Annotated in this window: 19 protein-coding genes and 1 tRNA gene; 16 read left to right on the top strand and 4 right to left on the bottom strand. The window is 65.6% G+C overall.

Going from position 1 to position 19,904, the window contains the following annotated elements:
* Positions 1-46 precede the first annotated feature (46 nt).
* From E0E05_RS17355 to E0E05_RS09880, 11 genes are all read left to right on the top strand, one after another.
* Positions 47-952 carry a carbohydrate ABC transporter permease gene (locus E0E05_RS17355; RefSeq protein WP_158629333.1) on the top strand — a complete coding sequence of 302 codons (906 nt, stop codon included), beginning with the start codon at positions 47-49 and terminating at the stop codon, positions 950-952.
* Positions 952-1,788: a carbohydrate ABC transporter permease gene (locus tag E0E05_RS09925; protein ID WP_131616565.1), complete on the top strand. Its 837-nt coding sequence runs from the start codon at positions 952-954 to the stop codon at positions 1,786-1,788. Before E0E05_RS17355 ends, E0E05_RS09925 begins: the two co-directional genes overlap by 1 nt.
* A gap of 15 nt (positions 1,789-1,803) precedes the next feature.
* The gene (locus tag E0E05_RS09920) at positions 1,804-2,925 is read left to right on the top strand and encodes an ABC transporter ATP-binding protein (RefSeq protein WP_131616564.1); all 1,122 of its coding nucleotides are present in this window, start codon (positions 1,804-1,806) and stop codon (positions 2,923-2,925) included.
* A gap of 93 nt (positions 2,926-3,018) precedes the next feature.
* On the top strand, positions 3,019-4,455 hold the full coding sequence (locus E0E05_RS09915; protein ID WP_131616563.1) for a diaminopimelate decarboxylase family protein: 1,437 nt from the start codon (positions 3,019-3,021) through the stop codon (positions 4,453-4,455).
* A 9-nt stretch (positions 4,456-4,464) separates the two neighbouring features.
* Positions 4,465-5,247, top strand: a complete 783-nt coding sequence (locus E0E05_RS09910; protein WP_131616562.1) for an SDR family oxidoreductase — start codon at positions 4,465-4,467, stop codon at positions 5,245-5,247.
* A gap of 1 nt (position 5,248) precedes the next feature.
* The gene (locus tag E0E05_RS09905) at positions 5,249-5,998 is read left to right on the top strand and encodes an SDR family NAD(P)-dependent oxidoreductase (RefSeq protein ID WP_131616561.1); all 750 of its coding nucleotides are present in this window, start codon (positions 5,249-5,251) and stop codon (positions 5,996-5,998) included.
* A 63-nt stretch (positions 5,999-6,061) separates the two neighbouring features.
* A complete protein-coding gene (locus E0E05_RS09900; protein WP_131616560.1) occupies positions 6,062-6,547 on the top strand; it encodes a carboxymuconolactone decarboxylase family protein in 486 nt (161 codons plus the stop codon).
* A complete protein-coding gene (locus E0E05_RS09895; protein WP_131616559.1) occupies positions 6,544-6,846 on the top strand; it encodes a thioredoxin family protein in 303 nt (100 codons plus the stop codon). The genes E0E05_RS09900 and E0E05_RS09895 overlap by 4 nt, the downstream gene beginning before the upstream one ends.
* Positions 6,847-7,237: 391 nt before the next feature.
* Positions 7,238-8,212, top strand: coding sequence for a TRAP transporter substrate-binding protein (locus tag E0E05_RS09890; protein WP_131616558.1), 975 nt, complete (start codon positions 7,238-7,240; stop codon positions 8,210-8,212).
* 36 nt (positions 8,213-8,248) lie between these two features.
* Positions 8,249-8,740, top strand: a complete 492-nt coding sequence (locus E0E05_RS09885) for a TRAP transporter small permease (protein WP_158629332.1) — start codon at positions 8,249-8,251, stop codon at positions 8,738-8,740.
* A complete protein-coding gene (locus E0E05_RS09880) occupies positions 8,737-10,020 on the top strand; it encodes a TRAP transporter large permease (protein ID WP_131616556.1) in 1,284 nt (427 codons plus the stop codon). The genes E0E05_RS09885 and E0E05_RS09880 overlap by 4 nt, the downstream gene beginning before the upstream one ends.
* A 154-nt stretch (positions 10,021-10,174) precedes the next feature.
* Here E0E05_RS09880 and E0E05_RS09875 read toward each other — a convergent pair.
* Both E0E05_RS09875 and E0E05_RS09870 read right to left on the bottom strand, forming a co-directional pair.
* Positions 10,175-10,259, bottom strand: a tRNA-Leu gene (locus E0E05_RS09875).
* A 94-nt stretch (positions 10,260-10,353) separates the two neighbouring features.
* On the bottom strand, positions 10,354-10,752 hold the full coding sequence (locus E0E05_RS09870) for a DUF1622 domain-containing protein (protein ID WP_131616555.1): 399 nt from the start codon (positions 10,750-10,752) through the stop codon (positions 10,354-10,356).
* 174 nt (positions 10,753-10,926) lie between these two features.
* Here E0E05_RS09870 and thrS point away from each other — a divergent pair, with 174 nt between their 5' ends.
* Both thrS and E0E05_RS09860 read left to right on the top strand, forming a co-directional pair.
* Entirely contained in the window at positions 10,927-12,918 is a 1,992-nt protein-coding gene (thrS, locus tag E0E05_RS09865; protein ID WP_131616554.1) for a threonine--tRNA ligase, read from the top strand.
* A 93-nt stretch (positions 12,919-13,011) separates the two neighbouring features.
* Complete coding sequence (locus tag E0E05_RS09860; RefSeq protein WP_131616553.1) at positions 13,012-13,887, top strand: lysophospholipid acyltransferase family protein; 876 nt, start codon at positions 13,012-13,014, stop codon at positions 13,885-13,887.
* Between the two features lie 24 nt (positions 13,888-13,911).
* On the opposite strand, the gene E0E05_RS09855 is transcribed toward E0E05_RS09860, so the two are convergent.
* Entirely contained in the window at positions 13,912-14,892 is a 981-nt protein-coding gene (locus E0E05_RS09855) for a hypothetical protein (RefSeq protein ID WP_244597666.1), read from the bottom strand.
* A 92-nt stretch (positions 14,893-14,984) separates the two neighbouring features.
* Between E0E05_RS09855 and E0E05_RS09850 the strand changes: the two genes are divergently transcribed.
* Both E0E05_RS09850 and E0E05_RS09845 read left to right on the top strand, forming a co-directional pair.
* Positions 14,985-15,611, top strand: coding sequence for a nitroreductase family protein (locus tag E0E05_RS09850; protein WP_244597664.1), 627 nt, complete (start codon positions 14,985-14,987; stop codon positions 15,609-15,611).
* A gap of 153 nt (positions 15,612-15,764) precedes the next feature.
* Entirely contained in the window at positions 15,765-16,862 is a 1,098-nt protein-coding gene (locus E0E05_RS09845) for a DUF2336 domain-containing protein (RefSeq protein WP_158629331.1), read from the top strand.
* A 35-nt stretch (positions 16,863-16,897) separates the two neighbouring features.
* Here E0E05_RS09845 and parE read toward each other — a convergent pair whose 3' ends face one another.
* Positions 16,898-18,937 (bottom strand): DNA topoisomerase IV subunit B, encoded by a 2,040-nt coding sequence (gene parE, locus E0E05_RS09840; RefSeq protein WP_131617986.1) that lies wholly within the window; start codon positions 18,935-18,937, stop codon positions 16,898-16,900.
* 131 nt (positions 18,938-19,068) lie between these two features.
* Between parE and E0E05_RS09835 the strand changes: the two genes are divergently transcribed.
* Positions 19,069-19,857 carry an ATP12 family chaperone protein gene (locus E0E05_RS09835; protein ID WP_131616551.1) on the top strand — a complete coding sequence of 263 codons (789 nt, stop codon included), beginning with the start codon at positions 19,069-19,071 and terminating at the stop codon, positions 19,855-19,857.
* The last annotated feature ends 47 nt before the right edge of the window (positions 19,858-19,904 follow it).

The raw sequence follows: 19,904 nt of genomic DNA, 5'->3' as shown, positions 1-19,904 counted from the left end.
GGGCGCACGTCAACCGACAGCAAGACAGGCGAGGGGAGCTGACCCATTGGCGGTCGCGACCACGACATCCGATACGCTCGACCGACGCTATGCGCTCTTGGGGACCGCGCTGATAGCGCCGACGGTTCTGATCTTCTGTGCGGTGATCCTGTATCCGCTCATTTCGGCGATCTATTTGTCGCTGTTCTCGATCTTCACGCCGACGCTCGAGGGCAACTGGGTTGGCGTAGACAACTATGCAGTCCTGCTTGCGAGCGGACGCTTCTGGAATGCGCTTGCCAACACGCTGATCTGGACGATCGGCACGCTGATCCTGCAGATCGTGTGCGGCGTCGGGGTCGCGCTTCTGCTGAACCAGTCGATCGTGTTCCGGTCGCTGGCGCGGAGCCTTGTGCTGTTTCCGTACTTCCTGTCGACCGTTGTCGCGGTGCTCGTCTGGCGCTGGCTGTTCAACGACCTCTACGGCATCCTCAACCATCTCATGCTCGCAGCGGGACTGATCGACATGCCCGTCAACTGGCTGGGTGCGATGCCGAACGCGATGATCTCGATCATCGTGGTCGGCGCATGGAAGTACTTCCCCTTCGTCGTCATCGCCGTTCTCGCCCGGCTGCAGACCATTCCCGATCCGCTCTACGAGGCGGCCAGGATCGACGGGGCCGGCCCGATCGCACGGTTCTTCGATGTGACACTGCCGCAACTGCGCGAGGTGCTGATCGTCATCATCCTGCTCAGGGCGATCTGGGACTTCAAGGAGTTCGACCTGATCTGGCTGATGACCGGCGGCGGTCCGATCAATTCGACGCAGACGCTGCCGCTCGTCGTCTATCAGGAAGCATTCGGGCTCAACCAGATGGGCATGGCGGCCGCCTATGCGGTGACCATGATGATCGTGATGCTGGCCTTCATGCTGATCTATCTGCGCCAGACGCGTGACAGGGATCCGGTCTGATGCCGCCCGATTCGATCCTCAAACGCCTTTTCATAAACCTGGTCACATGGGCGATCGTGCTCGCCGTTGCGTTCCCGCTGATCTGGATGGTGCTCACCTCGATCAAGCCGCAGAGCGAACTGTTCCGAATTCCGCCCACATTCCTGCCCGAGGCGATCACGTTCGAGCATTACTGGCGGCTGCTGACCGAGACGCCGTTCCTGCGCTACTTCCGCAATTCGATGGTCCTTGCCGTGTCGACGACGGCGCTGGTGATCGTCGTCGCAACGCTCGGCGCCTACAGCCTGGTGCGCTTCCGCTATCGCGGTCGCGAGACGCTGGCGACGCTGGTCCTGTTCACCTATTTGCTGCCATCGGTCGTGCTGATCATTCCGCTGTACCTGCTGATGGTGCAGATCGGCCTTGCCAACACGATCCCGAGCCTCGTCATCGCTTACACGACATTCGCGCTGCCCTATGCGCTGTGGCTGTTGCGTTCGTTCATGGCCGGTATTCCGGAAGACCTTGAATCGGCGGCGCTTGTCGATGGCGCGAGTCGTATCGGCGCGTTCGTCGACGTGATCCTGCCGCAGGCGCTGCCCGGCATCGTCTCGACGGCACTCTTCACCTTCATTCTTGCCTGGAACGAATATCTTTACGCGCTCGTGCTGGTGAATTCGGACAGCGTGCGCCCGCTGACAACCGGCGTGATGAACATGCTGATCACCTCGTTCAACATCGAATGGTCGCTGCTGATGGCGGCCTCGGTGATGATGAGCGTGCCACTGATCATCATCTTCGCCTTCCTGCAGAGTTTCCTGACCCGTGGCTTCGGTGCGGGCGCGGTCAAGGGGTGAAAACGGACATTACCGATGGCTGAAGTCGTTTTCGACAAGGTGCAAAAGGCGTTCGGCGCGATGATCGCGGTCGAGGGTTTCGATCTGAAGATCGAGGACGGCGAATTCGTCAGCCTGCTTGGCCCCTCGGGCTGCGGCAAGACGACGACGCTGCGCATGCTGGCCGGGCTGGAGCAGCCCACCGGCGGAACGATCCGCATCGGCGAACGGGTGGTCAACGGCGTACCGCCGGCAAGACGCGACATCGCCATGGTGTTCCAGTCCTACGCGCTCTACCCGCACATGACGGTGGCGCAGAACATGGCCTATCCCCTGAAGAAGCGCGGCATCGGCGAGCCGGAACGCGGCGAACGGGTCCGCGCCGCCGCCCGGCTGCTGGAGCTGGAAGCCCTGCTCGAACGCAAGCCCAAACAGCTTTCGGGCGGCCAGCAGCAGCGCGTTGCGCTCGGCCGTGCGCTGGTGCGCGAGCCGCAGGTGTTCCTTCTCGACGAGCCGCTTTCCAACCTCGATGCCAAGCTCCGCGCGACCATGCGTGCCGAACTGATCGAACTGCACGGGCGGATCGGGTGCACGATGGTCTACGTCACGCACGACCAGCTCGAGGCGATGACGATGTCGACGCGCATCGCGGTCATGAACAAGGGTGCCCTGCAGCAGTTCGCGACGCCCTCCGAAATCTATCACCGGCCGGCCAACACCTTCGTCGCCAGTTTCATCGGCACGCCATCGATGGCGGTGCTCGAGGGCACGCTGACGCAGGCGGCCGGGGGTTGGCGAATAGACAGCGGCGCCTTCTCGGCCGACCTGCCGGAGGGGCACCTGTCCGACGACGCCAAGGCCGGGCCCGTCAGCTTCGCGATACGGCCCGAGGACGTATCGGTGGGGCAGGGGCCACGGCGGGCGAAGGTGCGCCTGGTCGAGCCGACCGGGCACGAGAGCATCGTGATCATGGATCTCGACGGGCTTTCGCTCACCGCCCGGGTGCCGGGCGACACGCAGCTGAAGTCAGGCGACACCGTGGATGCGTCGATCCGGGCAGACCGGATCCACGTGTTCGACGCCGCCGCCGGCCATCGTCTCAACAGCGATCGGCTCCGTGCCGACGCGATGGCTACGGCATCGGGAGGTCGGCGATGACCGGCCGACCGCCGGGCGCGTGATCCGCGCCAGTATCAAGGGCGATGCGCCCTTGCACAAACCAGTTCACCCCGTGTTCCCAGGAGGACCAAAATGACAAAACACGAAACGATCAGCGGAGGCGAGACGCAACTGAACCCGCCGGAGTTCTCGACCAAGTTCGGCGAATTCATCGGCATCGGTCCGAACGGCAATCTGTGGGTGGACGGGTGCGACGTCCAGGATCTGGCCGAGCGCTTCGGCACGCCGCTCTTCATCATCTCGGAAAACGAGTTGCGGCACCGCTACCGCCTGTTCCGCGACGCCTTCCGCAAACACTATCCGGACGTCGAGATCCTGTTCGCCAACAAGTCCAACAACGGGCTGGCGATCCGCCACATCATGAACCAGGAAGGCGCCGGCGGCGACTGTTTCGGCGTCAACGAGATGTACATGGCGCTGCTTGCCGGCACCGACGCCAAGACCCTGGTCCTGAACGGATCGAACAAGCAGGATGAAGAGCTCGAGATGGCGGTCGCCAACGGGCTGTGCATCAACATCGATGCGATGGACGAACTCGACCGCATCGACGCCGTCTCCAGGAAGCTCGGCAAGTCCGCCGACATCGGCATCCGGCTCAAGCTCGATCTCGATCCGCTCAAGGACCGCACCGGTGTCGCCATGCACGGGCCGGGCACGCTGAAGGAGCAGAGCGACTCCACAAAGTGGGGCATGAGCCGGGAGCAGACGGTCGAGATCGTCAACCGCGCCCTGAAGATGGACAACATCAATCTGAAGGAAACGCATTTCCACCTCAGCCGCATGTCCAACGTAGCCGCCGACTTCGCGGTGATGGCACGCGAGATGATCACCTGGTCGGCCCACATCCGCGACAAGACCGGCTGGACGCCGCCCTGCATCGACATCGGCGGCGGCTGGACCTTCGGCAAGTGGTACGGCACCGGGCCCAACAGCCAGATCGACGACGACAGCGCCGCCACGGCCGACGACTATGCTCGGCTGTGCAGCGAGGCGATCAAGGACGAGGCGGAGAAGCACGGCTTGCCGCTGCCCAAGCTGCGGCTGGAACCGGGCCGCGCCCTCTCCGGTCCGTCCGGCGTTGCGGTCGGCAAGGTCGGCGCGGTCAAGGTCGGCGACAAGAAAAAGTGGGTAAACATGGACCTGTCGACCAACCACCTGTCATGGGCGGCGATCCTGGACTGGTATTACCATTCGGTTCCGGTCAAGGACGCCGGCCGCGAGGCGACCGAGACGGTCGATCTGGTCGGGCCGCTTTGCAACTCCGACGAGGTCGGGCGCCATCGCAAGATGCCGCCGCTGGAGCGGGGCGACTTCGTGGCCTTCCTGGACACTGGCGGCTACACCGAGTCCCAGGCCGCGCGCTACAACGCGCAGCTGCTTCCGGCGACCGTTGTCGTTGCCGGCGATCAGGTGGATGTTACGACCGAACGCGAGCAGATGCGCGACGTCGTCGGCCGGTTCAAGGTTCCCGCCCGCCTGATGGCGGCCTCTTTCACGCCCGAAAGCTGAGGTTGGACCATGGATTTGGCAATATCGGGCCGCCGCGCCATCGTGTGCGGCGGCAGCAAGGGGCTCGGCAAGGCGTCGGCCATCTCGCTGGGCCGTGAGGGTGCTGAGATCTGGATCGCGGCGCGCTCGCAGGGGCCCCTGGACGAGGCTGCCGGCGAAATCGCCGCCGAAACCGGCGCGACGGTGCACACCGTCGCCGGGGACGTGACGACCGAACAAGGGCGGGCGGCGATCATCGCCGCCTGTCCGGAGCCCGACATCCTCGTCACCAATCCGGGCGTGCGTCAGGTGCCGGCCGACTTCCGCACAATGTCGCGGGCCGACTGGGACGGCTGGCTCGAGGCGCACTTCTTCTCGTCGCTGGAACTGATCCGCGCCGTCGTGCCCGGCATGTGCGAGCGCAAGTTCGGCCGGATCGTCAACATGTCGGTCAGCTTCATCAAGTTCCCGCAGGTCAACTTCGCGGCAAGCCATGCCGCGCGTCTGGCGCTGTCGGGCGCGATCGCCGCGATGGTTCGGGAGATCATCGGGGACAATGTGACCATCAACACGGTCTGCCCCGGCCTATTTGATACGGAGGCGCTGCACACGAACCTTCATAACCATGCGCGGCGCGGCAACACGACCTACGAGGCCATCGTCGAGGACCGGATCCGCACCTGTCCGGCCGGCCGCATCGCCGACCCCTCCGAGTGCGGCGATCTGGTTGCCTATCTGTGCTCGGCGCAGTCCGGTTTCATGACAGGGCAGAACATCGTCAACGATGGCGGTGTCTATCAGGGCCTTTTCTGAGATGAGTGCTCCAGACCAGACTTCGCCGATCACGCTTGAACCCGATGGACGAGTCATCCTGCTCAGCGGGGCGACGGGCGGGATCGGCGCGGCGATGGCGAGACGCCTGCTTTCAGATGGCTTCACGGTGTCTGTAGGCGTGCGCAATCTCGAAAAGGCGGCGGAGATGTTCGATGGGGCTGACCCCGACCGCTTCGCCGCGTTCCGGTTCGATGCGAGTGATCTCGACACGGCCGATGCCTGGGTCGACGCGACGCTCGCCCGTTTCGGCCGCATCGACGGGCTGATCAACAATGCCGGGATCTTGCGGCAGATCAGCCTCACAGAAGGCGAGGAAACGCTGCTCGACGAGTTGTGGACGGTGAACGTCAAGGCGCCGTTCCGGCTGATCCGGCTCGCGATGCCGCATCTCGCAAGGACGGGCGCCGGCCGGATCATCAACGTCGCCTCCACCGACGCCAAGCGCTACAGGGAAGGGGTGTCGGTCGGATACACCATGACCAAGCACGCACTGATGGCGCTCAGCCACGCGGCCAAGACCGCCGGCTGGAAAGACGGTGTCAGGTGTACCGCTCTTTGTCCGGGCGCCGTCGACACCGAACTGATCGCCTCGATTCCTGGCGTCACGCCTGCGGCCGAGCGCATCCGGCCCGAGACGCTGGCCGAGGCGGTCGCCTTCCTGCTGCGCATGCCCAACAACGCCTCCATTCCCGAACTGATCGCCAACAGCCGGCTGGAGCCGTCGATCTGACACCAGGGCGGCGCGGCCAAGCCGCTCCGTCGTCCATAACCGCAACGGCAGGGAGGAATTGCCGTGACCCGCATCACACCGGCCCCGATCGAGGGCAACGCATTTCACCGCGCGCTCGGACATCGGCCCGACATTCTGGAGAAATGGTATGCACTGGACGGATCCATGCGCTTTTCGGGCCTAGACCCGGAATTGAAGGAGGAAGTACGGCGGGTCATCGCCGACAAGGTCGGATGCACGTTCTGCTCGTCGCTCGGCCGGCCCGACGCAGCGAAACGGGACGGCCGCACCGCCGTCGCCGTCGCGTTCGCCGAGACCGTCTGCGCGAACATCGCCGACCTGCCGGCAATCGACGACGAGGTCTTCGACGTTCTCAAGCAGGAATTCTCCGAACCCGAGATCGTCGAACTGGTGGTATGGACCCTGTTCATGATCGCCGGATCGGCGTTCGGCGCGCTGATGAAGGTCCCGCCCGCCTCGACCGACGAGTTCGCGGAGTATCAGCGCTGGCGCGCTGAAGGCGAAGCGGCCGCGCGGAGCGCGGTATGAGTGGTGAACCGGTCGCCGACGCGCCGATCACGCTTCTCGACTTCCGGGCGGACTGGTGCGGCGCCTGCCGCATGGCCGATCCGATCATCGAACGGGTCGTTGCCGGCCATCGCGATGTGATCGTGCGCAAGGTCGACGTGGCGACCGACGCGGCCCTTGCCGAGAGCCATCAGGTGCGCACGCTGCCGACCCTGATCCTGACCGCAACGGACGGGCGCGAACTGGTTCGGCTCTCGGGAGCCATGACCGGAAAACGGATCGATGCGGCCATCGTCGGGGCGCGTCAGGCACTTGCCTGAAGCGTCGGCCCGGTCGGTACGGGTTTGGGCTTGCGCGCGGCGCCTTGCGTTTCGCGGCACGGCGCCGTTGGCGTTTGTCGTCTCCATCCATCTTTGCCATTGCTGCGGCCCGCCGCCGAAACGTCGCTGACGGGTCGCTCGTCGTGTCCTTCCCGCAAAGCGCCATGCAGGCATCGAACCCCTGATTGTCGATTGTCCGACATTTGACTTTACAGCATGCCTCTCTGATGCAACATATCAGAGCAGGCGCAGGGAGGAGAGCATGGGTGAGGAGGATCCGCGGTCTCGGGGCGACAGCCCAAAGGATCGTCGAATCCGCGTTCAGTCTCCGGCGTGTGAACCCGGCTGTTTGGACAGCCGGACCCATGGATCGATCTGAGGGAGACCCACGATGAAAAGACGCGATATCATGCTCGGCGCAGCGGCGCTGGCTATGGCCATCGGTGTGGCGACGCCGGCGATGGCGGAGACCGAGTTCCGCCTGGCCCATTTCTCGCCGACCTCCGACCCCAACCACGTGACCGCGACGGCCTTCGCCGAGCGCGTCGCCGAAGCCACGAACGGCGAATACACCGTCAAGATCTTCCCCAGCGCGCAGCTTGGCGGCGAGGTCGATGCCGTCGAGGGCCTGCTGCTCGGGACGATCGACATCACCATGCCCAGCGCAGCGGTGATCGCCAACTGGGTACCGGAAATGAACGTGCTGAACATGCCCTTCATCTTCCGCGACTGGGACCACTACACCGAAACGATGCATGGCGATCTGCTCGACGAGATGATCGAGATAGCCGCCGAGGACAACATAAGGGTGCTCGGTGCGCTGACCTCCGGCGCCCGCCACATCATGACGCGCGAGCCGCTGGAATCGTTCGAGGACCTGCGCGGCCGGAAGATCCGCACCGTCCAGAACCCGGTGCATGTGGCCACCTTCAACGCGTTCGGCGCCAATGCCACGGCGATCGCCTACACCGAGGTGTACTCGTCGCTGCAGACCGGCGTGGTCGACGGGGGCGATGCCGCCAACACCAACTACTTCACCGAGAAGTTCTACGAGGTCGCGCCGAACTGGGCGCAGGTGAGCTGGCTGTTCTATTCGAACTTCATCATCATGCGCGAAGACCAGTTCCAGCAGTTGCCCGAAGAAACCCAAGAGGCGCTGCAGCAGATCGGCCGCGAGATCGGTCAGGACCACTTCATGCGCTATCGGCAGAGCGATGAGGAGAAGCTGTCCGAGTTGGTCGCCGAGGGCGTCAACGTCACGGAACCCGAGCGCGCTCCCTTCCAGGAAGCGGCCAAGTCGGTCCATGAGGAGTTCCTCAAGTCCGACAAGGAACGCGAACTGCTCCAGATGATCATGGATCAGTAAGGCCGGTACGGGGACGACGGCAAGATGAGACAGGGCGTGCTCAAACGCCTTCTGGCAATCGTGCGGTTCGCAACGGACTGCGCGGTTGTCCTGATCTTCTTCTTCATGGTGATTTCCGTGGTCGGGGAGATCGTGGGGCGAACCTTCAACCTGCGTGTCAGCAACGCGGTGGAGACCGCGTCGTTCGCGCAGATCTGGCTGACGGCGATCGGGGGCAGCGTCGCGTTGCGCCACGGTTCGATGTTCGCCCTCGACACGCTGACCCGACATCTGGACCTGCGGCTGGCGCGGGCGCTAAGCGTCTTCATCGCGCTGTGCAGCCTGGTGCTGGTCGCAGTCCTTTTCTACGGCGGCATCCTTCTGACCGAATCCGGTTTCCGACAGATGTCGCCCGTCCAGCAGATACCCATGTGGATCGTCTTCATCTGCATGCCGATCGGCATGACGCTCCTGGCGTTGGAGATCGTCCTGCGTGTGTTCGAGCGCTGGGACGACCCGTTCGGCGGGCCGCAGGAGGATGACGCATGAGCACGCTGGCCGCCGGCTTCTTCTTCTTCATTCTGCTTGGCGTGCCGGTCGCGTTCGTCTTCGGCCTTGCCGCCCTTGTCGCCGTGATCGCCTCGGACCTGCCGCTCGTGCTGGTCGCGCACCGGTTCGTCGCCGGCCTCAACAATTTCACGCTGATGGCAATCCCGTTCTTCCTTCTCACCGGGATGCTGATGGAAGCGGGCGGGCTGGCGCGCCGGATCATCGCCTTTGCCATGGCGCTGGTCGGCTGGATCACCGGATCGCTGCTGATGGTGGCGGTGCTCACCGCGACGGCGCTCGCCGCGATGTCGGGTTCGGGCAGCGCCGACACGGCGGCGGTGTCGTCGGCGCTCATGCCGGACATGCGCCGGCGAAAGTACAATATCGACTTCTCCGCCGCCCTGATCGGCACCGCCGGAACGCTGGCGCAGATCCTGCCGCCCAGCACGATGCTGGTCCTGATCGCGGTGACCAACAACCTCTCGGTGTCGGCGCTGTTCCTTGGCGGCATCATACCCGGGCTGCTCGTCGTGCCTGCGCTGCTGTACCTGTCCTACCGACACGCCAAGAAGGGCGGCGAGCAGTACGCAGCTTCGGGCACCTTTTCGTTGGGAGAGGTCGGACGGACCTTCATCCAGGCGGTGCCGGCTATGGGGCTTGCCGTGGTGATCAGCGGCGGCATCTTCAGCGGTCTGTTCACGCCGACCGAGGCCGCCGGCGTGGCCGTGGTCTACACGATCCTGGTCGGCAAGTTTGTCTATCGCGAACTGAAATGGTCCGACATCCCGAAGGTCACGCTGCGGGCCGGCGCGATCTCGTCTGCGATCATGTTCCTGGTCGGCGGGGCTACCATCTTCAACTGGCTGATGGCCGCGGTCGGCGTGCCTGACGCGGTGGCGGGCTGGTTCCAGGCCAATGTCGAGTCGGCATGGCTGTTCCTCGTCGTGATGAACATCTTCCTGATGCTTCTGGGCATGCCGATGGAAGGGTTCGCCATCATCCTGCTGCTCAGCCCGATCTTCCTCGAGGTTGCCGCATCGTACGGCTTCGATCCCAACCACATCGCGATCGTGTTCGTGTTCAACTGCGTCATCGGGATGATCACGCCACCGTTCGGGGGGACCCTGTTCGTCTCGGCGCTGGTCGCGGGACGTCCGATCTCGGCGGTCACGCGCAAGGTCTATCCGCTGTGGGGCGTGATGACGGTGGTCCTTTTGCTGATCACCTACGTCCCGGACCTGGTGCTGTTCCTGCCGCGCGCGGCCGGCTTCGTCGACTGACGGCAACCGCCCCGACGTTTTCGCTGGCGCAGACCCGATTCGAAGGGTTTGGCGGACACGGCCCATATCCAAAGCGATACCGAGCGCATTCTCCGGGTACGAAGACCCGGCCGGCCGCAGCGCGCCCGCAGGAAGGACTGATCTGGGAAAGGGATGGTGCGGCCGAGAAGACTCGAACTTCCACGGGTTGCCCCACAGCGACCTCAACGCTGCGCGTCTACCAATTCCGCCACGGCCGCACACCGGTGACGACAGCCAGATAGGCTGACCGGGCGCGGATAGCAAACGCCATCTGGTTCGACAAGAGCGCGCGGGGGAAATCGCGCCGCTTGCTCACTTGGGCGGCCGGTCGTCCCGCCAGGGCAGGCGGCCCTCGATCTCCATGGTCAGCGAGAAGCTCAGGAACGTGCGGATCGCGACGATCACGGCGAGCACCGAAAGGTTCTGCAGCGTCGGCTCGAAGGCCACGGTGCCGATGATGTCGGCGGCGACGAGGAATTCGAGCCCGAGCAGGATGCCGCGGGCCAGGGTCAGCCGGAACGTATGATAGGTTCGATCGCGCAGACCCGGGTCGAGCCAGTGCCGCGCCGCCCGCCAGATCGCAAGCAGCCCGCCCGCGATGATCGCGCCGACGCCGAGCAGTTCTGCGGCGAATGCGACCTGGTGCAGGAGCGCCTCGAACCAGGGTGGCGAAAGGCCCGCGGCCACCCCGTTGCCGGTGATCTCTTCCATCGCCTCTTTCCCCTCAGGACCCGTCTCCGCCTCTCTTATCGACGCGGCGGGCGTATGAGGCAATGTGCGGCCCGGCCAGCCGGGCCCGGGTTTACCTCGGCCATGCAATCGCCTATCTGCGCGATGCAACAGAACCACCCGCGCTTGTATGCGGGACTGGAAAGGAGATCAGACATGGCCGCAACCGGCGACGTTTCCCTTGTTTTCCCCGATGGCTCCGAACGCGTCTTTCCCCCCGGAGCGACCGGCGCGGACGTCGCGCAATCCATCTCCAAATCGCTCGCCAAGAAGGCCGTCGCCATCGCGCTCGACGGGCGCCTGCGCGATCTTGCCGATCCGGTCGAGGACGGCGCCATCGAGATCGTCACCCGCGAGGACCCGCGCGCCCTGGAGCTGATTCGGCACGATGCGGCGCACGTGATGGCCGAGGCGGTGCAGGAATTGTGGCCCGGCACGCAGGTCACCATCGGCCCGGTGATCGACAACGGCTTCTTCTACGATTTCGCCAAGAACGAGCCGTTCACGCCCGAGGACCTGCCGGTCATCGAAAAGAAGATGGCCGAGATCATCAAGCGTAATGCGCGCTTCGAGAAGGAGATCTGGCCGCGCGAGAAGGCCAAGGAGGTCTTCGCCGACATGGGCGAGCGCTACAAGGTCGAACTCGTCGACGCCATTCCCGAAGGCGAGGACGTCAAGATCTACCGCCAGGGCGACTGGTTCGACCTGTGTCGTGGCCCGCACATGGTCTCGACGGGCCAAGTGGGCAATGCGTTCAAGCTGACCAAGGTGGCCGGCGCCTACTGGCGCGGCGATTCCAACAACGAGATGCTTTCGCGCATCTACGGCACAGCATGGGCCAGCCAGGACCAGCTCGACGCCTATCTGCACATGATCGAGGAGGCCGAAAAGCGCGACCACAGACGCCTGGGACGCGAGATGGACCTGTTCCATTTCCAGGAAGAGGGGCCGGGCACGGTGTTCTGGCACGCCAAGGGCTGGCGCATCTTCCAGACGGTCGTTGCTTACATGCGGCGGCGCCTCGAGGGCGTCTATGAAGAGGTCAACGCACCACAGGTGCTGGTCTCGGACCTCTGGGAAACGTCCGGTCACTGGGGCTGGTACAAGGAGAACATGTTCGGCGTGCGCTCGGCCGACCCGGAAGTGGAAGACCAGCGCACGTTCGCGCTCAAGCCGATGAACTGCCCGGGGCACGTGCAGATCTTCAAGCACGGCCTTAAGAGCTATCGCGACCTGCCGATCCGGCTGGCCGAGTTCGGCGTCGTGCACCGCTACGAGCCCTCGGGCGCCCTGCACGGGCTGATGCGCGTGCGTGGCTTCACCCAGGACGATGCGCATATCTTCTGCACCGAGGAGCAACTCGAGGCCGAGATCCTGAAGATCAACGATCTGATGATGTCGGTCTATGCCGATTTCGGCTTCGAGGAGGTCGAGGTCAAGCTGGCCACGCGGCCCGAAAAGCGCGTCGGCACCGACGCCATGTGGGACCATGCCGAGGACATCCTGAAGACCTCGCTCGAACGCATGGCGGCCGAGGACGACCGCATCACGACCGGCATCAACGAGGGCGAGGGCACGTTCTACGGACCCAAGTTCGAGTATACGCTCAAGGACGCGATCGGCCGCGAATGGCAGGTCGGCACGACCCAGGTCGACTTCAACCTGCCCGAACGCTTCGGCGCGTTCTACATCGACTCCGATTCCGAGAAGAAGCGGCCGGTGATGGTCCACCGCGCCATCTGCGGTTCGATGGAGCGGTTCCTGGGTATCGTGCTCGAAAGCTATGCCGGCCACCTGCCGCTGTGGCTGGCGCCCGTGCAGGCAGTCGTCGCGACGATCACGTCCGAAGCCGACCCCTATGCCGAGGAACTGGCCGAGGCCTTGCGGGAGGCCGGGCTTCACGTCGAGACGGACCTTCGCAACGAGAAGATCAACTACAAGGTGCGCGAGCACTCGCTCGCCAAGGTGCCGGTCATTCTCGTGTGCGGGCGCCGCGAGGCGGAGGAGCGCACGGTCTCCATCCGCCGGCTCGGTTCGCGCGATCAGTCGACGCTCGGCTTCGATGCGGTGGTCGAGAGCCTGTCGGACGAGGCCACGCCTCCCGATCTTCGCCGCAGGCGGCAGGCGAAGGCGCGCGCTGCAGCATAAATCATGCGTGATCGTGTTCCGCTTTTGCGGGACACGATCGCCTTGAGTTGCTACACAAGCGCACCATTTCGAAGGGGCATGCCATCGAAGACCATGACACGGAACGTTCGCTTCGCTGAACTGTCATATGCGCGGCCGACCGATCCGCCGGTCAAGCGGTGGATCATCCATACGGTCGAGAACATGTCGGGCCGCGACCGGCTGGCCGAACTCTACGAGTTCTGGCGCAGCGAGATCTTCGGCAAGCGTGACGATGTCTTCACCGAGATGCTCAACCTCATCGAGGTCCGGCTCGAGGCGGGCGGGGGGCGCTGGCCGCCCGAGGACCTGCCCGACACGCCGCTCGTCATGGTCGCCAATCATCCCTACGGCATCGGCGACGGAATCGCGTTCCTGTCGCTGGCCGAGCGGCTGGGCCGGCCGTTCCGCGTCATCATCAACAACGATCTCCTGAAGGTTCCCGAGCTCAAGCCCTATTCGCTGCCGATCTCGTTCGAGGAGAACAAGGAAGCGCTGGCGCTTAATCTCAAGACGCGCCAGGAGGCGCTCAGGCTGCTCAAGGAGGGCGTGACGATCGTCATCTTCCCGTCCGGCGGCGTCGCCACCGCGCCCAAGGGGCTCGGTCGGGCGCGCGACCTGCCGTGGAAGGTTTTCGTCGCCAAGCTCGTGCAGGCCGCCAACGCGTCGGTCGTTCCGGTCTATTTCGAGGGGCAGAACGGGCGCGTGTTCCATCTGGTCAGCCAGTTTTCGCTGACGCTGCGGACGTCGTTGCTGATCCGCGAGTTCCAGCGCCTTTACGGTCGGCAGATCAAGGCGTGGATCGGCGATGTCATGCCATGGGACGAACTGGCTCAGTACCGCGACCGCAAGCAGTTGCTGCAGCACCTGCACGACAGCGTCTTCCGGCTCGACCCGAGCGGCCGCGGCGGCGCCCATGTCGAAGAGCTCAACGCCGGCCCCTGCGGCTGAGACGCCGTCGATCGGGTGCGGCGGCTATTGAGCGGCGTCGGTTGCCATGACGCGCACGGTCACGTCCCGACCCGCAACGACCTGGAAATTGTGCTGGTAGATGTTCTGGCGGTGGTTGGCGATCGCGGTGTATTCGCCCGAGGCGAGGATCATCGTGGGGTAGGCGCCGACATCCTCGAACAGCACCTCGCCCGATGCGCCGATCACCGACCATGCGGTATCGGCCAGCGGGAAGCCGTTCTCTGAACGAACAAGGTTGAGCGTGACCTGCGCGGCGCGATGCTCGATCGCGGCTTCGGTGAGCTTGCCCGGCTCCACACGCAGGTCTGCGCGAATGTTGGCGTTCACGTCGCCATAGCGCGAGACGACATGGTAGGTGCCCGCCGGAAGCCGGACCGTCTTGCCCGGCGGCACCCCCGGCAGGATCAGATCGCGTTCGCCATCGGCGTTCATGTCGAAGATGTCGAAGGCGAGCTTGCCGCGTCGCACCGCGCTGCCGTCGGGCAGGGAGGCGTCGAGCTTCAGCCCGCCCGCGTTCAGCACCATGGTCTGACGGCGTGTTTCCTGTCCGATCGAGACGCGGGCGCTCGCGCTGGCGCGCCCGAAGGCGGCGTGCACGAGATAGCTTCCCGGTTCGAGCGCGAACTGCGCCGCGCCGCCCTGAGCGGTCGCGATCAGCGGCAAGGTGCCGTCCGGTCCGGCCTGGGTGTCGAAGATACGCCAGACGAGCCCGTTGCCGACCGTCGCGCCTTCCTCGCTGAGTTTGGCCTCGAGGAACAGTTCGCCCGCCGTCGCACCGGTCAGCGGCGCCACACGATCGGCCGGCGCGTAGCTGGTCAGGCCGGGCAGGTCGAGTTCGGGCAGGGTCGCGGCCGCATCTGCCGGAACCTCGATCGGCGGCAGGCCGTCGTCGGTCTCCTGTGCGCCGGCATTCGTCGACGGGCACAAGAGCGCGGCCAGCAGCGTGGCGATCGCGGCAAGGCCCGCGCGGGCCGGGGGAAACATCGAAGCATGCATCATGGCCAAGTGTCACAGCCCAAAGCGGTGGCAATTTCAAGGCCGTTGTCGCATAGGACGTGCGCCAAGACGGAGGTCCCATGTCCCGCTCGATGTCCCTGATCCAGCCCGGCGAACGCCACGAGGAGGTCCTATCGTTCCTCGAGCGGCGCAAATCGGTGCCGCTTACGCAATTCCGCGGTCCGGGTCCCGACGATGCGATGCTGCGCCGGCTGCTGGCGATTGCCGCCCGGGCGCCCGATCACGGCCGGCTCGAGCCCTGGCGTTTCGTCATCTACCGGCCGGACGATGGCGCGCGAATCGGCGACGCCCTCGCCGCGCTGGTCGCGGCACGCGATCCGGAGACCAGCGCCGATGACCTCGAACGCGAGCGCAATCGCCTGCGACGCGCGCCGGTGGCGATCGGCGTGGTCTCGACGGCCGGGTCGCACGAGCGGATCCCCGAATGGGAGCAGTTCCTGTCGGCCGGTGCGGTCGCGATGAACCTCGTCACGGCCGCCACGGCGGCGGGATTTGCGGTCAACTGGGTGACCGGCTGGTACAGCGACGACGCCGAAGGCCGGGCAATCCTTGGCCTTGCGCCGCACGAGCGGATGGCGGCCGTCGTCCATATCGGCGACTACGACACGCCGATTCCGGACCGGCCGCGGCCCGATCTGGACGCGTTGATCTCGCATTACGAAGGGCCCTACGACGGTTCGGCCTGACGTGTGCGGCGCAGGCCGCACGGTTACCGAAGTCCCAACTGGCATGGTGAACCAAACGTAAACCATTTGCTCCTAGCGTCGGTTCATCTTTCGGCGACGGGGCTTACGGCATTGATTGTTCGGCATTTCCTGAAATGGAAGGACTCAGCGGACGTGGCGCGCCGCGCGGCGGCGGCTTCGGCGCTCGCGCGGGCCTATCTCCAGTCCGACCTCGATATCGACGACCGCATCGCGGCCGAGGCGGCGCTGACGCTTCTGCTCGACGATCCTTCCCCGAAGGTGCGGTTCGCGCTGGCCGAGGCGCTTTCGGGCAGCGCCCGCGCGCCGGCACAGATCGTCACCGCGCTGGTTCACGACCAGATCGACATCGCCGCGATCGTCATCGCCCGGTCGCCGGTGATCCATGACGGCGACCTGATCGAACGTGCCCGCACATCGCCGCCGGCCCTGCAGCGCCTGATCGCCGGCCGCGCGGAAGTGTCGAATTCGCTGGCGCGTGCGTTGAGCAGGCACGGCGCTGCCGATGCGGTTCTCGAACTGGTCGGCAACGCCAATGCCCGCGTGTGCCGCGATTGCCTCGACATGATCGTGGACCGGTTTGCCGGCCATGCGAACCTGCGCGGCGCGCTGCTCGAACGCAGCGACCTGCCGCCGGAGCTTCGCTACCGCCTGATGAAGGCGGCCGGCCAGGCGCTCGGCGAAAGTCCCTTCATCCGGGCCGTCGCGGGGCCGGAAATGGCCGATCATCTGGTGCGCGATGGTGAGCAGAAGGCATTGTGTGCGCTCATGGCGCAGCTCGACACGGCGGGCTGCGCCGCGCTGGTCGACCCGATGCGCGATCATGGCGACCTGACGACCGTCCTGCTGGTGCGGGCGGTCTGTCGCGGCCAGATCGATTTTCTTGCCTCGGTGCTGTCCTCGCTCGCGGACGTGCCGCCACAGCGCGTCACGGCGATCCTGGTGAACGAGCGCACCAACCAGTTGCGCGCGTTGCTGACCAATGCCGGGCTCGCCGACACGGTTCAGCCGGTCTTCGTGCAGGCGGTTGCGCTGTGGCGCGATGTCGCCGTGGGGCGCCTTTCGGCCGGGGTGCAGGAGATCACGCGGCGCGTGCTCGAACGCATGGAGCGCGAGACCGCCGGCCGGCGCGATGCGGCGAACGACGACATTCTGGGCCTGCTGCGATCGATCCATCTGGACGCCATGCGCGACAATGCCCGGGCGCATGCCCGCGATCTCGCCGCCGCCTGAAGTCGCTTGCGCCGGGGACGAAACGTCGGCGCGGTTCAGATATCGAGGTCGCGCGCGAAGGCGGCGTTGTCCTGGATGAAGCGGAAGCGCGCCTCCGGCTTGGTTCCCATCAGGTCGTCGACCGTGCGGCGCGTGCCGGCCGTGTCGATCTCGTCGACCTCGACACGCAGCAGTGCCCGGTTCTTCGGGTCCATCGTCGTTTCCTTGAGCTGCTTCGGCAGCATCTCGCCAAGCCCCTTGAAGCGGGAGACCTCGACCTTGCCCTTGGCGTTGAACTCGCGCTCCATCAGTTCGGCGCGGTGGGCGTCGTCGCGGGCATAGAGCGTGCGCCCGCCCTGGGTCAGCTTGTAGAGCGGCGGCACCGCTAGGAACAGGTGACCGTTGCGGATCAGCTCCGGCATCTCGTTGAAGAAGAAGGTGATCAGCAGCGACGCGATATGGGCGCCGTCGACGTCGGCGTCGGTCATGATGATCACGCGTTCGTAGCGCAGATCCTCGTCGCGATATTTCGAGCGGGTGCCGCAGCCGAGCGCCTGGATGATGTCGGCGATCTGCTGGTTGGCGGTCAGCTTGTCGCGGCCGGCCGAGGCGACGTTGAGGATCTTGCCGCGCAGGGGCAGGATCGCCTGGGTCGCGCGGTTACGGGCCTGCTTGGCCGAGCCGCCGGCCGAATCGCCCTCGACGATGAAGATCTCGGCGCCTGCGGCCGAGTTCTGCGAGCAGTCCGCCAGCTTGCCCGGCAGGCGCAGCTTGCGCACCGCGCTCTTGCGGTTGATTTCCTTTTCCTTCCTGCGACGCAGCCGCTCGTCAGCACGGTCGACCACCCATTCGAGCAGCCGGTTTGCCTGTTGCGGCGAGGCGGTCAGCCAGTGGTCGAACGGATCGCGCAGCGCCTGCTCGACGATCCTCTGGGCCTCGATCGTCGCAAGACGATCCTTGGTCTGACCGACGAACTCGGGTTCGCGCACGAAAACCGACAGCATCGCGGCCGCCGAGATCATCACATCCTCGGTTGTGATGACCGAAGCACGCTTGTTGCCGGTCATCTCGCCATAGGCCTTCAGGCCGCGCGTCATGGCAAGGCGCAGGCCGGCCTCGTGCGTGCCGCCTTCGCCGGTCGGGATCGTGTTGCAGTAGGAGTGCACGAACCCGTCGCCCGTGTGCCATGTGATCGCCCACTCGACCGCGCCATGTCCGCCGGTCTTTTCGGTCCGGCCGGAAAAGATGGTGTCGGCGATGCGGTGGTCGCCGGGCAGGGAGGCCTCGAGATAGTCCTTCAGCCCGCCGGGGAAGTGGAAGGTCGCCTTCAGCGGGGTCTTGTCACGATCCTTCGGCGCGACCAGTTCCTCGGCGCATTCCCACCGGATTTCGACACCGCCGAACAGATAGGCCTTCGACCGGGCCATCTTCGCCAGTCGCGCAGGGTCGAACTTCGCGGTTTCGCCGAAGATCTCCGGGTCTGGGTGGAACCGCACCTTCGTGCCGCGCCGGTTGTGGACCTCGCCCAGATCCTCGATCGGGCCGAGCGGCGTGCCGCGCGCGAAGCGCTGGCGGTAGAGCCTGCGGCCCCGCGCCACCTCGACGTCGAGCTGATCCGACAGGGCGTTGACGACGGAGACGCCGACCCCGTGCAGGCCACCCGAGGTCTCGTAGGCCTTGCCGTCGAACTTGCCGCCCGCATGCAGCGTCGTCATGATCACTTCGAGCGCCGACTTGTCCTTGAACTTGGGGTGCGGGTCGACCGGGATGCCGCGGCCATTGTCGGTGACGGTAAGCGAACCGTCGGCGTCGAGCGACACCTCGATGAAGGTGGCGTGTCCGGCCACCGCCTCGTCCATCGAATTGTCGATGACCTCGGCGAACAGATGGTGCAGGGCCTTGGCGTCGGTGCCGCCGATGTACATGCCCGGACGCCGGCGCACTGGTTCCAGACCTTCGAGCACCTCGATGGCCGAGGCGTCGTAGCCGCCATCGCCGGTGGCCACCGGCGCCGGTTTCGGGGCCGGCTTGCGCGCCGGAGCCTGCCGCTCGGCCGGTGTTTGCGAAGTGCCGAAGAGGTCGCCTGTGTCGTCCATTGCCATGCTTGTTCGTGAAGCCCCGAATCAGGCCGCACTATGGCACAGCCGACGATCGCAGGCGAAATGCATCGGGCGCTTGTCTCGGGCCGGGGTGGGGGACTATCTGGGACCGAAACGGAGTTCGCACCATGCGCGACATTCTCAACGAACTCGACGCGGGCCGGCCCGAGGCACGCGATCCGGTCAAGGCGGCGCAGGAGGCGATGCGCGCGCCGCTGCCCAGGCGCTTCTACAAGACGGCCGGGATTGCTCCGGAGGCTGACGGGTTCGCCGTCCATCTCGATGGCAGACCCGCGAAAACGCCCGGCCGGACGATCATCGCGCTGGCGACCGAGCCGGCGGCGCGGATCGTCGCCGACGAATTCGCCGCCCAGGGCGAAACGCTCGATCCGGCGACCATGCCCGCCTTTCGTCTGGTCAATACGGCGATCGACGGCGTCGCCGCCGACCCACAGGCGGTGGTCGAGGACGTCATCCGGTTCTTCGGAACCGATCTTCTGTGCTACCGGGCGGACGCACCCGAAACGCTTGTCGAGGCGCAGCGCGCGAAATGGGATGGCCTGCTCGACTGGGCCGAGCGGCAGGCCGGCGCGCGCTTCGTTCTGGCCGAGGGCGTCATGCACGTCGCCCAGCCGCGCGAGACGCTGGCCGCGCTGGGCGCGCTCGTCAGGCAGATCGACGATCCGGTCGCGCTCGCCGCGCTGCATTCGATGACGACGCTGACCGGATCGGCGATCCTTGCCTTCGGCACGTTCCGGGGCGAGTGGAGCGCGGCCGAGGCGTGGGAAGCGGCGCATGTCGACGAGGATTTCAACATCGCCCAATGGGGCGAGGATGCCGAAGCCAGTGCCATGCGCGCTCGGCGGTGGCGCGAGATGGAAGCGGCCGAGCGCATGGTCGGCGCGCTTTCGGGATAGTCCGAAAGGCGGCTTTGCGGCGCCGGTGCGGCCTGCTAGCCATCCGG

Source organism: Roseitalea porphyridii, from assembly GCF_004331955.1.
Taxonomy (GTDB): domain Bacteria; phylum Pseudomonadota; class Alphaproteobacteria; order Rhizobiales; family Rhizobiaceae; genus Roseitalea; species Roseitalea porphyridii.
The sequence above is the reverse complement of the archived record's forward strand: the minus strand, read 5'-3'. Positions and strand labels throughout refer to the sequence as shown.